Origin of the sequence: Streptomyces sp. NBC_01268 (assembly GCF_036240795.1) — a bacterium.
Classification (GTDB): domain Bacteria; phylum Actinomycetota; class Actinomycetes; order Streptomycetales; family Streptomycetaceae; genus Streptomyces.
In genome coordinates this window covers 3,309,325-3,321,446 of sequence record NZ_CP108454.1, presented here as the reverse complement: position 1 = coordinate 3,321,446, position 12,122 = coordinate 3,309,325, and the positions used below count along the sequence as shown (strand labels likewise).

The window sequence follows — 12,122 nt, the reverse complement described above, 5'->3', positions numbered from 1 at the left end:
CCGGGCCCGGCTCCGCGCTTGCGCCGAGAACCATCGTTCTCCTACTCTACAGGGCAGAGGGAGAACGCTCGTTCTCCCCCGGAGGAGGGGCACCCCATGTCCGTATTCGCGCTGCGCGGCCGCACCGAGAACATCGACGGCCTGGAGGTCTTCTACCGGGAGGCCGGCGACCCGTCCCGCCCCACCCTCGTGCTGCTGCACGGCTTCCCGGCCAGCTCGCACATGTACCGCGGCCTGATGGCCGAGCTCGCCGACTCGTACCACCTGATCGCACCCGACCACATCGGCTTCGGCGCCTCCGCCGCGCCCGCCGTGACCGACTTCGCCTACGGCTTCGAGAAGCTCACCGAGATCACCCTGAAGCTCCTCGACCGGCTCGGGCTCGATCGCTTCGCCCTCTACGTCCAGGACTACGGCGCCCCCATCGGCCTGCGCATCGCCTCCCGCCACCCCGAGCGGGTCACCGCGCTCGTCACCCAGAGCGGCAACGCCTACCTGGAGGGCTTCACGCCCTTCTGGGACGTGCTCTTCGCGCACGCCGGGGACCGGGAGGCCCACGAGCCCGCCGTGCGCGAGCTGCTGACCGCCGAGGCCACCCGCTGGCAGTACACCCACGGCGTCCCGGCCGACCGGCTCGACCGCGTCGGGCCCGAGACCTGGACCCTCGACCAGGCCGGCCTCGACCGGCCCGGCAACAAGGAGGTCCAGCTCCAGCTCTTCTGGGACTACCAGTTCAACCTGGACGGCTACCCGGCCTTCCAGGAGTACTTCCGCACCCACCGGCCCCCGCTGCTCGCCGCCTGGGGACGTGGCGACGAGATCTTCGGGCCGGCCGGCGCCGAGGCCTTCGCCCGCGACCTGCCGGACGCGGAGATCCACCTCCTGGACGCCGGGCACTTCGCCCTGGAGACGCACGGCGAGGAGATCGCGGAGCTGGTCCGCGACTTCCTCGGCCGGTGGGTGAAGGAGTGAGCCGCGGGCGGTCCGGCGTCAGAGCATCCGGCGGGCCGCCCGGCGCAGGTCGTACTCGTGGATGATCGCCTTGGCGTGGCCGTACGCGAGGTCGTGCGCCCCGCGCAGCCAGCTGACCTTGTCCTCGAAGCGGAGGAGCGAGGGCCCGTCCTCCACGGTCTTCAGCCACTCGGAGATCTCGCGGCCGGTGCAGTGCGGGATGCGGGCGAGGAGGTTGCGGTGGGTCTCTTCGGAGAAGGTGTGGGACATCGGCGCCTCCGGACGCGTTGTGCCGTGTGCTGCTCCTTCACGTCACCGTGCCCGAGCGTTCGCCCGTTGGCAATGGTGCCCGGGCGGCGCATAGGGTCGCACCGTGCGTGATACGAGTGGACTGACCGTCGCCGCAGAGCGGTTCGCCGACCGCCTGCGGGCCGCCCCGCAGAGCCGCCTCCAGCGCGGCGCCGCCGCCGAAGGGCTGGCCCTGGCCAGGGAGTTGGCGACCCGGGCGCAGCGCGCCGAGTTCCCGGAACGCGAGCCGGTGGAGCTGCCGGACGCCGGTGTCTTCGTGGTGGCCGACCAACTCGTGGTGGCCGCCGCGGATCTGGCCGAAGCACTGCGAACGGCCCCGGCCGGCGCCCCCGAAGGGGGCCTGGACGAGGCCGTGAGGCTGGTACGTGAGGCGGAGGCGCGCTCGGGCCTCTAGACGCCCCTGGGGTACGGGGGCGTCGGTCAGAGGCTCGCGATCACGCGGTCCGCCAGGATGTACACGTTGTCCTCCGCCGCGTCGCCGCAGGAGAAGGTCAGGGCGTAGGCGCCGGAGACGCCCGAGCCGCCGAGCAGGACCGGGGCGTGGCCGGCGCGCAGGGCCTCGGCGAGGCGCTCCGCGGTCTCCCGGTGGCCGGGGGTCATGCACAGCGTGGTGCCGTCGGCGAAGACGTACACGTCCAGCGTGCCCAGCGGGCCGGGGCGGACGTCGGTCAGCGCCGTGCCGGTGTCCGCGAGCTCCTCCAGGCGGGCCACCGTGCGCTCGTGGTCGGTGACCACGGGGGTCTGGACCGGCACGAAGTCGGGGTGCGAGGGGTGCCGGCGGCGGGCCGCGGCCAGCTCGGCGGAGTCGTCCGGGTACTCGGACGCTCCGGCCAGCTCCGGGAACTCGTCGAAGGTGTCGAAGACGTCCAGCGGGTCGGGGCCGTCGAGCGCGGCGGCCTCCGCCTCCATCGCCTCCAGGGCCATCGCCTCCAGGCCCACGAAGTCGGCCTGGCGGGGCACGAAGTAGGGACCGTCCTCGGCCGTGCCCCCCGCGCCGCCGAGCAGCGACGGGGCGTCGGCGGCGTCCCGTGCCTCCTGCGCGGCCCAGAAGGCCCGCGCCTCGGCCAGCTCCCGCTCGCGCTCCTCGGCCAGCGCCTCGGCGACCGCGGCCCGTATCTCGGCGGCGGGCGTCTGGCGGGCGTGCGGGACGGACAGGCCGTTGGCGGCGGCGAGTTCGCCACGCAGCGCGGTGACCTGCTTACGGAGAGCGTGGGCGGAGTGCAGGGCGGCGACGCCCACCGCGGTGGCAGCCGCCGTGGTCACCAGCAGGGCAAGAGACAGTGCGCTCACTGACGTACTCCCGATTCCGAGTCGATCCCCCGACTTCCTACATCAGCTTGGCCCGGGGTGGTGCGTCCTGTCAGTGCATTACGTCACGAAATGGACAGGTATTTGTGCCTGGTGTTTAGTCCCGAAACCCCTGTGACCTGGGAAAACAATGCTCCCCCGGGACGTAGGTCACATCCTGGGGGAGATTCGGTCACGGCTTGGACGCGGGGTGGTTAGCTGAGGCGCTCGATGACCATGGCCATGCCCTGGCCGCCGCCCACGCACATGGTCTCCAGGCCGAACTGCTTGTCGTGGAACTGGAGGCTGTTGATGAGGGTGCCGGTGATGCGGGCGCCCGTCATGCCGAAGGGGTGGCCGACGGCGATGGCGCCGCCGTTGACGTTGACCTTGTCCAGGTCGAAGCCCAGCTCGCGGTAGGACGGGATGACCTGCGCCGCGAAGGCCTCGTTGATCTCGACCAGGTCGATGTCGGAGCTGGTCAGGCCGGCGCGGCGGATGGCCTGCTTCGAGGCCTCGACCGGGCCGAGGCCCATGATCTCGGGGGAGAGGCCGGAGACGCCGGTGGAGACGATCCGGGCCAGCGGGGTCAGGCCCAGCTCGCGCGCCTTGGTGTCGGACATGATCACCAGCGCGGCGGCGCCGTCGTTCAGCGGGCAGCAGTTGCCGGCGGTGACCAGGCCGTCGGGGCGGAAGACCGGCTTGAGGCCGGAGACGCCCTCCAGGGTGACGCCGGCGCGCGGGCCGTCGTCGGTGGAGACGACGGTGCCGTCGGGCAGCGTCACCGGGGTGATCTCGCGCTCCCAGAAGCCGTTCTTGATGGCCTGCTCGGCGAGGTTCTGCGACCGTACGCCGAACTCGTCCATCTCCTGGCGGGTGATGCCCTTCCAGCGGGCCAGGTTCTCGGCGGTCTGGCCCATGGCCATGTACGCGTCGGGGACGAGGCCGTCCTCGCGCGGGTCGTGCCAGGTGGAGCCCTCGGACTCGGCGACGGCCTTGGTGCGGGCCTCGGCGTCGGCGAAGAGCGGGTTGTGCGTGTCGGGCAGCGAGTCCGAGTTGCCCTTCACGAAGCGGGACACCATCTCGACACCGGCCGAGATGAAGACGTCGCCCTCGCCCGCCTTGATCGCGTGCAGCGCCATCCGGGAGGTCTGCAGCGAGGAGGAGCAGTAGCGGGTGACCGTACAGCCCGGGAGGTGGTCCATCCCCATCTGCACGGCCACGATCCGGCCCAGGTTGTTGCCCTGCTCGCCGCCGGGCAGGCCGCAGCCGAGCATCAGGTCGTCGATGTCGCGCGGGTCCAGCTCGGGGACCTTGGCGAGGGCGGCCTGGATGATCGTGGCGGTGAGGTCGTCGGGCCGCAGGTCCTTGAGGGAGCCCTTGAAGGCCCGGCCGATCGGGGAGCGGGCGGTCGAGACGATGACGGCTTCGGGCATCACGGCTCCAGGAGGGTGCTGGGTGGGCGGACTGAAAGGGAAGTTACCCGTACGTACCGCATGGGGTCACCGGCCTCGGCGTGTGATGCGGACCTCTTTTCTAAGCGTACGCTCAGCGGCGTCCCGCGAGGCGGTCCCATCCGGTCGTGCCGGGGCCCTCACTCCTGCCGCACGGAGGTGCTCCGCGAACCCGGACCGCCCTCGTCGCCCTCCGGCCGCCCCTCCTCGGCCCGGGGTTCCGCCGCGGCCGCCCCCGGCACCGGCAGCCGCCGGCGCCTGCGGTGCTTCAGCAGGGCCCACGGCGCCCGGGCGCCGGTGACCTCCGTGCCGGCCTCCTTCGCCGCCTCGGCCGCCGCCTTCGCCACCGGCAGCATGTTCTCGTGCCGGTCCTCGTCGATCCGGTCCGCCTCCGGCCACATCGCGAGTGCCGCGCAGACCGTCGGGAGCAGGGCCATCGCCGCCGTGGCGTACCCCTCCGCCGACGGGTGGAAGTTGTCCACCCCGAACATCTCGCGCGGGTTCGCCGCGAACTCCGGACCCAGCAGGTCGCCCAGCGACACCGTCCGCCCGCCCTGCTCGACCACCACGATCGTCTGCGCCGCCGCCAGCTGCCGCGAGGCCCGCCGGGCCAGCCAGCGCAGCGGCTGGTAGACCGGCTCGATCGTGCCCAGATCCGGGCAGGTGCCGACCACCACCTCCGCGCCCGCCGTCCGCAGCCGCCGCACCGCCGACGCCATGGCGCGCACCGACTGGGTCGCCGGCATCCGGTGGGTGACGTCATTCGCGCCAATCATGATCACGCACACGTCCGGCGCCCCGGCCCGTCCCGCGAGGAGCAGCGACACCTGCCGCTCCAGGTCGTCCGAGCGGGCGCCCGGCAGCGCCACGTTCCGCAGGTCCACCGGACGCTCGGCCACCGCCGCCAGACCGGAGGCGAGCAGCGCCCCGGGGGTCTGCCCCGTGCGGCGCACGCCCTGACCGGCCGCCGTGGAATCACCCAGAAGGGCCAGTCTGAGCGGGGTCCCGGTGCCGTACGCCCGCCCGTAGCGGCCGTCCGCGCCCGGTGGCAGCGGGGCCACGCCGCCCCCCACCGACCGCTTGGCCAGCTGCACCTCGGCGAGCAGGACACCGACGGCGGCCACGCCGAGCAGTCCGATGCTCCCGCCGCCGTACGCCGCACCCGCCGCGATCCGCCGTGCCACCCTCGCACTGGACATCGGGGCCGTCACCTCCTTCGAGCCACCTCGTGACTACTCACTGCCCCATAAGCGCCTCCGTCTACGCATCACACGCAATACGCTGGCCACACCATTACGGAGACCCCGGAGATTACGGTGCAATACCACGACTCGATGATCAGCCTCGTCGGCAACACCCCGCTGGTGAAGCTCAACAACGTCACTGCGGGCATCCAGGCCACCGTCCTGGCCAAGGTGGAGTACTTCAACCCCGGCGGCTCGGTCAAGGACCGCATCGCCCTGCGCATGATCGAGGCGGCGGAGGAGAGCGGCGCGCTCAAGCCCGGCGGCACCATCGTGGAGCCCACGTCCGGCAACACCGGCGTCGGCCTCGCGATCGTGGCCCAGCAGAAGGGCTACAAGTGCATCTTCGTCTGCCCCGACAAGGTGTCCACGGACAAGATCAACGTCCTGCGGGCGTACGGCGCCGAGGTCGTCGTCTGCCCGACGGCCGTCGACCCCGAGCACCCCGACTCGTACTACAACGTGTCGGACCGCCTCGTCCGTGAGACCCCCGGCGCCTGGAAGCCGGACCAGTACTCGAACCCGAACAACCCCCGCTCGCACTACGAGAGCACCGGCCCGGAGCTCTGGGAGCAGACCGACGGGAAGATCACGCACTTCGTCGCCGGCATCGGCACGGGCGGCACGATCTCCGGCACCGGCAAGTACCTGAAGGAGGTCAGCGGCGGCAAGGTCCAGATCGTCGGCGCCGACCCCGAGGGCTCGGTCTACTCCGGCGGCTCCGGCCGCCCGTACCTGGTCGAGGGCGTCGGCGAGGACTTCTGGCCCACCGCCTACGACCGGACCGGCACCGACCGCATCGTCGCCGTGTCCGACAAGGACTCGTTCCAGATGACCCGCCGCCTCGCCAAGGAGGAGGGCCTCCTGGTGGGCGGCTCCTGCGGCATGGCGGTCGTCGCCGCGCTCGAGGTCGCCAAGGAGCTCGGCCCGGACGACGTCGTCGTGGTGATCCTGCCGGACTCCGGCCGCGGCTACCTCTCCAAGATCTTCAACGACGAGTGGATGGCCGACTACGGCTTCCTGGAGGACACCACCTCCGCCACCGTCGCCGACGTGCTCCGCCACAAGTCGCACGGCCTGCCCTCCCTCGTCCACATGCACCCGGACGAGACGGTCGGCCAGGCCATCGAGGTGCTGCGCGAGTACGGCGTCTCCCAGATGCCGATCGTCAAGCCCGGCGCCGGTCACCCCGACGTCATGGCCGCCGAGGTCGTCGGCTCGGTCGTCGAGCGCGAGCTCCTGAGCGCCCTCTTCACCCAGAAGGCCGCCCTGGAGGACCCGCTGGAGCACCACATGTGCGCCCCGCTGCCGCAGGTCGGCTCGGGCGAGCCGGTCGCCGACCTGATGTCCGTCCTCGGCGAGGCGGACGCGGCGATCGTGCTGGTCGAGGGCAAGCCGACCGACGTGGTCAGCCGTCAGGACCTGCTCGCCTTCCTCGCCGCCAGCGGGGGCGCGAAGCAGCACTGAGTCCGTACGGACCGGTGCCGCCGGGGTGACGGCGGGTGCGTTCGCACAACCGGTACGAGCGCGACACGTACCCGCAGCACCCGCTTAACACGCGTCCGGCAGATTGGGACTCGTCGGCGTCACGGACCTCCGGAGCGGCTCCCGGACCTCCCTCGACGCCGCGGACGCGGACCGGCCCTGACCCGGGCCCGTGTCCCTCGCGGGGACCGCCGTCGTCCCGCCCCCCGGAAACGGGGGTGCGGCGGTCCCCGCGCAAGCGTTCCCCCGGGCGCCTCCGGCCCCTCTCCCGGCCCCTCTCCCGGTCCCCGCGACCGCCTCCCTTGCCTGTCTGCATATCCTCATGCAGAGTTCCAGGTGAATGAATAGGCGGAAGGGGGACGGCGTGAGCGACAGCCCGGCCGGGCGGCTGCAGGCGCTCTTCGAGGGGCAGCGGCTGACACCGACACAGCGACGGATCGCCCACTGCATGGTGCGCCGCGCCGCCGACGTGCCCTTCCTGTCCAGCGTGGAACTGGCCGAGCTGGCCGGTGTCAGCCAGCCCTCCGTCACCCGCTTCGCCGTCGCCCTCGGCTTCGACGGCTACCCGGCGCTCCGCAAGCACCTGCGGGAGAGCGTGCCCGCGGCGCCGGTGAAGGAGGAGTCCGGGCAGGCCGGGTACAACGAGTACCAGCAGGCCGTGCTCGCCGAGATCGAGAACCTGCGGCACCTCGCCGAGCTGCTCGCCGACCCCGCGCCCGTCGAGCGGGCCGGCCGGCTGCTCGCCGGCTCACGGCCGCTGCTCGTCCTGGGTCTGCGGGCGGCCTCCTCGCAGGCGCGGGGCTTCGCCTACTTCGCCGCCAAGGTGCACCCGGACGTCCGGCTGCTCGACGAGGGCGGCACCATGCTCACCGACCGGGTCGACGCGGCCGTACGGGCCGGGGCCACGGCGCTGCTCTGCTTCGCGCTGCCCCGGCATCCGCGCGAGGTCGTCGAGGCCCTGGAGTACGCGCGTTCGGCCGGGCTCACCGTGGTGACCGTCGCCGAGTCCGCGTTCGCGCCCGTCGCCGCCCACAGCGACCTGCTCATCCCGGCCGCCGTCGGCACGGGCCTCGCCTTCGACACCGCCTGCGCGCCGATGCTGCTGGGCCGGGTGCTCCTGGAGGCGATGGCGGACGGGCTGCCGGACGCGCAGGCCCGCCTGGAGGAGTTCGACTCCAAGGCGGCCGCGCGCGGGCTGTTCGTGGAGTAGGGGTCTCAGACCTCCAGCTCCTCCTCGATCCGCTTCAGCTGGTGGCGGGCCATCGCCAGGTTGGCGCGGCCCTTGTCGAGGGCGAGGTAGAGGAAGAGGCCGTTGGTGCCGCGGGACTTGAGCAGCCGGATCAGGTGGTACTGGCCGCCGAGGGTGATCAGGATGTCCTCGATCCCGTCCTGCAGGCCCAGCATCTCCATCGTGCGGACCTTGGCGCGGACCACGTCGGTGTTGCCCGCCGCGGCCATGTTCAGGTCGAGCTCCTTGCCGCCGCCGATGGTGCCGAGCGCCATGCCGCTCGTGTAGTCGACGAGGGCGGCGCCGATCGCGCCTTCGATCTGCGCGGCTTCCTTGAGGGAGGTCTCGGTGTTCGCCATGGCTGTCGTACTTCCTTCGTGAGAGAGGGGTGTGCGTCGGTCAGTTCAGGTCTCTGCGTTCCAGCGCGCCGTCCACGAGCTCCCCTATCCGGGCGCTCGACCGGCGTGCCTCCAGGTGGAGGCGTCCCACGTTGATCCGCGGCTCGGCGAGCAGGGTCAGGACGGCCGAGCCGCCCGCCGCGTACGTCGCCACGTAGCCGTGCTCGCCCCGGACCAGGAGCTCGCGGAAGCCGCCCTGCCCGGTGGTGTCGGTCAGCCGCTGTCCGACGCCGAGGGCCGCCGCCGTCAGCGCGGCCACGCTCTCCGCCTCGCCGTCGACGGTGTCCTGGGCCAGCACCAGTCCGTCGGCGCTGGCCGCGAGTGCTCCGGTGAGCTGCGGCAGGCGGGCCCGCAGCCGTCTCAGCTCGCCGAGCACCTCGGCTTCTGCGGTCATCAGTTGTCTCCTCTCGGCGCGCAGGCGCAGGGCACGCCTCATCACAGTGCTGCCTCCAGGGCGTCGCGGAGCCGGCGGAGCAGGGCGATGTCCGGGTCGGTGGCGACCTCGCCGACCCAGGCGGGCACGGCGGGCGGGTCGGGCGGCGGCGGTTCGCTCGGGGTCTCGACGAGCCCGGCCGCCGCGAGCCGCCGCACGTCGAGCAGCGTGTGGAAGGCGGGCCGGCCGAGCGCCCGCGCGATCTCCGCCGGGGTCCGCACCCCGTCGGCCGCCGCGAGCAGCGCGCGCTGCCGGGCGCCGACCGGCTGCCCGGGGGCGGCGGGGCGGGGCACGACGGGCGCGGTGTCGACGGCCGGGTAGGGCCAGACGCTGTCGAGGAGCTCGCGGCGGCGCACGGTCTCGCGCTCGACGGCCTCGGCGTCGACCGGCCGCACCGCGCCGAACCAGTGCCCCACCCCGTACCGGAAGCGGCTGGGGCCGCTGGTGGGCGCGAGGGCGAAGAACGCGGCGTCGAAGACGGCGCCGAGGTGGCAGATCTCCAGCTCGCCGTCGTGCAGCCGGCCGCTGTCCACCAGGAAGCGGCCGACGGCGCGGTGCGCACCGGCCCGGTTCACGGCCTCGTCCCAGCGTTCGCGCGGCAGCCGCCCGCCCGCCGTGAGGAGGACGTCGAGGCCGGGCGCGGAGGGGCTCTCGGCGTGCACGACCCGGCCGTCGACGAGGTAGAGCGTGCCGTGGTCGCGGAGCAGGGCGCCGGTCGCCTTCTCGGCGGCGAGGCGGGTGAGCATCGGGGAGACGGTCATCCGAGGACCAGCCTCTCGGCGAGGTCGCCGAGCCGGATCCGGGCGAGGGCCAGGTTCCCGGCGTCGCGGTCGAGCCAGAGGTGGAGGAAGACGCTGCTGTCGAAGGCGGTCTCGACGAAGCGGAGCAGGTGGTAACCGGTGCGGGTGGTGAGGATCAGGTCCTCCACGGGGGAGCCGTCCGGGTCGGCCGACTCGCCGGACCCTGGTGAGGGCGACTCGAACTCGGCCGCCGCGCGGGCCAGTTCGGCGGTCTCGGCCGCCGTCGTCTCGTGGTCGCCGACCGGGGACTCGCCCGCCGCGCCGAGGGCCAGCCCGCTGGTCCAGTCGACCAGCCAGGCGCCGCGTGCCCCCGGCAGGCCCATGGCCTCCAGTAGGCACTCGTCGATTCCGGGCACGCGAGATCCCCTCCCGATGAGGCGTGCGGACGTACGGCAGTGACGGTGACGCTACTCAACGTCGCGGCCTGGGGGAGGGGTTCTGGCATTTTCCAGGGGAATTTGTCAGACGGGTGGTAGGGGTGGGCGGAAAGTGTCCGGAAGGCGGCCCGAAGCTGTCCTGGACCGGCCCCCGAGGGCATCGGCCCCGTCGCCCGGGCGCCTCAGCCCCGGCTCTCGACCGCCGTCGCGATCTCCGCCAGGTCCTTGGCGAGCGCCCGGGCGACCGCCCTCGCGCCGAAGCGGTTCATCAGCCGGGCGGCCAGGCCGGGCTTGCGGTCGTGCGCGGGGCGGGCGCTGAAGGTCATCCGCAGGGTGGTGGCCTCGGCCGAGACCGCCGGGCCCTCGGGGAGCAGGGTGATCTCGTTGACGTAGTGCATGCCGTGCGAGTCGGCCACGGTGACGTAGCGGTCGGGCGGTTCGCAGGCGGTCACGGTCATCTCCTCGGTGGCCGCCTTGCCCATCATCCGCCGGGTCTCTCGCCAGCGGGTACCCACCCCGAAACCGCCCGGGGTGAGCACCTCGACCTTCTCGACGCCGCTGAGCACCCGGGGCATGTCCCGCAGGTCGGTGATCGACTCCCAGACCCGCCCGGGGGAGGCGGCGACCCGGCGCTCGACGACCACGGAGGTGGTTCCTGTCATGGCTTCATGGGACCACCGCGGGCCCCTTCCCGCAGGAGCGCGCCGGGCCGGTCGCCGCCCGCCTCCGCCACGATCTCGTCGAGGGTCTGGGCCCTGCGGACGGTGCTGAAGACGACGCCGCCGTCGGCCGTCGGGGTGAATCCGTGCACGGCGGGCCGGGGCAGGCTGTTGTACGCGTAGTGGTGGGCGAAGTAGTACGCGCCGGTGTCCGGCACGGCCACCACGTCGTCCGGCCGCAGCAGGGGCAGCAGTCGCCCGGTGGCCAGCAGGTCCCCGGCGAAGCAGGCGGGCCCCGCCACGTCCTGGACGGTCTCCTCGCCGGTGCGGGGGCGGCCCCCGGAGTCGTACGCGAGGACGCGCAGCGGCCAGGACTCCGGCGCGTACACCGTGCGGGTGGCGACCTGGACGCCCGCGTGGGTGACGGCGATCGGGCGCCCGCCGGAGACCTTGGTGTACTCGACGCGGGCCAGCACCGTGCCGTGCTTGGCGAGCAGCGAGCGCCCGAACTCGGTGACCAGGGCGTAGCGCCCGTCGAGGAGGCCGGGGACGGTGGCGGCGAGCAGGGCGGTGTACTCGGCGTAGGTGGGGGTCTCCTCGTCGGAGGCGAAGTTCACCGGGAGCCCGCCGCCGACGTCGAGGGTGTCGATCTGCTGCCGGCCGGCCTTGGTGTTGATCTCCTCGGCGAGCGCGTAGGCGGCTCCGACGCCCTCGGCCATGAGGGCGAGCGGGATGCCCTGGGAGCCGGTGTGGGTGTGCAGCCGGGTGAGCCAGGGGCGGTCGAGAAAGGCCTGGACGACGGCCTCGCGGGCGCCGGCGTCGCGCAGCGCCACGCCGAACTTGGAGGTGGCGGTCGCGGTCGACAGCGCGCCGATGGAGCCGGCCCCGATCTGCGGGTTCACCCGCAGGCCGAGCGGCGAGGCGGTGGGCGCGGAGGCGACCAGCGCGTCGAGCCGGGCCAGCTCCTGGAAGTTGTCGGCGTTGACCGCGATGCCCAGCGCGAGGGCCTGGCGCAGTTCGGCGGGGGTCTTGGCGGGTGAGTCCAGGACGGTGCGGGCGGGCGGCACCCCGGCCGCGCGGGCCAGCGCCAGCTCGCCGGGGCTGGCCACCTCGACGCCGAGCCCCGCCTCGTACAGCAGGCGCAGGACGGGCACGAGCGGGGCGGCCTTCACGGCGAAGGCGTGCAGCACCGGGGCGTCGGTGACGGCGGCGAAAGCGCTGGTCAGGGCGGCTGCGGAGGCGCGGATGCCGGCGGTGTCGAGGAGCGCGACGACGGGTTCGTCGGGGGTGAGGAGGCCCTGCTCGACGGCGGCGCGCACGGCCCGGTCGCGAGCGCGTTCCCGGCGGTCCGTTCCGTGGTCCGTTCCGTGGTTCGGTCCGAAGGAGGAAGCCATCCCCCCATCCCACCACCGGGTGGGGTGGCGGCGCAGCTGTTGACTACTTCTATTCAGCGAGTCAGGATGTGAATATCTGAACCACATTCGAGGAGGCACCGCC

Annotated in this window: 14 protein-coding genes; 4 read left to right on the top strand and 10 right to left on the bottom strand. The window is 73.1% G+C overall.

The genetic code is table 11. From position 1 onward, the window contains the following. Positions 1-96: 96 nt before the first annotated feature. Positions 97-972, top strand: coding sequence for an alpha/beta fold hydrolase (locus OG309_RS14640; RefSeq protein ID WP_329421129.1), 876 nt, complete (start codon positions 97-99; stop codon positions 970-972). A gap of 18 nt (positions 973-990) precedes the next feature. Here OG309_RS14640 and OG309_RS14635 read toward each other — a convergent pair whose 3' ends face one another. Further along, positions 991-1,221 (bottom strand): DUF4287 domain-containing protein, encoded by a 231-nt coding sequence (locus OG309_RS14635; protein ID WP_329421128.1) that lies wholly within the window; start codon positions 1,219-1,221, stop codon positions 991-993. 103 nt (positions 1,222-1,324) lie between these two features. Between OG309_RS14635 and OG309_RS14630 the strand changes: the two genes are divergently transcribed. Continuing rightward, positions 1,325-1,654 carry a hypothetical protein gene (locus OG309_RS14630; RefSeq protein WP_329421126.1) on the top strand — a complete coding sequence of 110 codons (330 nt, stop codon included), beginning with the start codon at positions 1,325-1,327 and terminating at the stop codon, positions 1,652-1,654. A gap of 26 nt (positions 1,655-1,680) precedes the next feature. On the opposite strand, the gene OG309_RS14625 is transcribed toward OG309_RS14630, so the two are convergent. The 3 genes from OG309_RS14625 to OG309_RS14615 form a co-directional block, all read right to left on the bottom strand. Further along, on the bottom strand, positions 1,681-2,550 hold the full coding sequence (locus tag OG309_RS14625; protein WP_329421125.1) for a hypothetical protein: 870 nt from the start codon (positions 2,548-2,550) through the stop codon (positions 1,681-1,683). A 212-nt stretch (positions 2,551-2,762) separates the two neighbouring features. After that, entirely contained in the window at positions 2,763-3,983 is a 1,221-nt protein-coding gene (locus tag OG309_RS14620; RefSeq protein WP_329421124.1) for an acetyl-CoA C-acetyltransferase, read from the bottom strand. A gap of 158 nt (positions 3,984-4,141) precedes the next feature. Next, positions 4,142-5,200, bottom strand: coding sequence for an SGNH/GDSL hydrolase family protein (locus OG309_RS14615; RefSeq protein WP_329421123.1), 1,059 nt, complete (start codon positions 5,198-5,200; stop codon positions 4,142-4,144). A gap of 117 nt (positions 5,201-5,317) precedes the next feature. Between OG309_RS14615 and OG309_RS14610 the strand changes: the two genes are divergently transcribed. Continuing rightward, a complete protein-coding gene (locus tag OG309_RS14610) occupies positions 5,318-6,712 on the top strand; it encodes a cystathionine beta-synthase (protein ID WP_329421121.1) in 1,395 nt (464 codons plus the stop codon). Between the two features lie 358 nt (positions 6,713-7,070). After that, entirely contained in the window at positions 7,071-7,940 is an 870-nt protein-coding gene (locus OG309_RS14605) for a MurR/RpiR family transcriptional regulator (RefSeq protein WP_402545912.1), read from the top strand. A gap of 5 nt (positions 7,941-7,945) precedes the next feature. Here the strand turns inward: OG309_RS14605 and OG309_RS14600 are convergent, their stop codons facing one another. From OG309_RS14600 to OG309_RS14575, 6 genes are all read right to left on the bottom strand, one after another. Then, the gene (locus OG309_RS14600; protein ID WP_329421118.1) at positions 7,946-8,317 is read right to left on the bottom strand and encodes a hypothetical protein; all 372 of its coding nucleotides are present in this window, start codon (positions 8,315-8,317) and stop codon (positions 7,946-7,948) included. A 40-nt stretch (positions 8,318-8,357) separates the two neighbouring features. Beyond that, entirely contained in the window at positions 8,358-8,792 is a 435-nt protein-coding gene (locus OG309_RS14595) for a roadblock/LC7 domain-containing protein (RefSeq protein WP_402545911.1), read from the bottom strand. Further along, on the bottom strand, positions 8,792-9,550 hold the full coding sequence (locus OG309_RS14590) for a transcriptional regulator (protein ID WP_329421116.1): 759 nt from the start codon (positions 9,548-9,550) through the stop codon (positions 8,792-8,794). The genes OG309_RS14595 and OG309_RS14590 overlap by 1 nt, the downstream gene beginning before the upstream one ends. Beyond that, positions 9,547-9,945, bottom strand: a complete 399-nt coding sequence (locus tag OG309_RS14585; protein ID WP_329421115.1) for a hypothetical protein — start codon at positions 9,943-9,945, stop codon at positions 9,547-9,549. Before OG309_RS14585 ends, OG309_RS14590 begins: the two co-directional genes overlap by 4 nt. A gap of 203 nt (positions 9,946-10,148) precedes the next feature. Then, positions 10,149-10,628, bottom strand: a complete 480-nt coding sequence (locus OG309_RS14580; protein WP_329421113.1) for an SRPBCC family protein — start codon at positions 10,626-10,628, stop codon at positions 10,149-10,151. After that, positions 10,625-12,019 carry a diaminopimelate decarboxylase gene (locus tag OG309_RS14575; RefSeq protein ID WP_329421111.1) on the bottom strand — a complete coding sequence of 465 codons (1,395 nt, stop codon included), beginning with the start codon at positions 12,017-12,019 and terminating at the stop codon, positions 10,625-10,627. Before OG309_RS14575 ends, OG309_RS14580 begins: the two co-directional genes overlap by 4 nt. Positions 12,020-12,122: the final 103 nt, after the last annotated feature.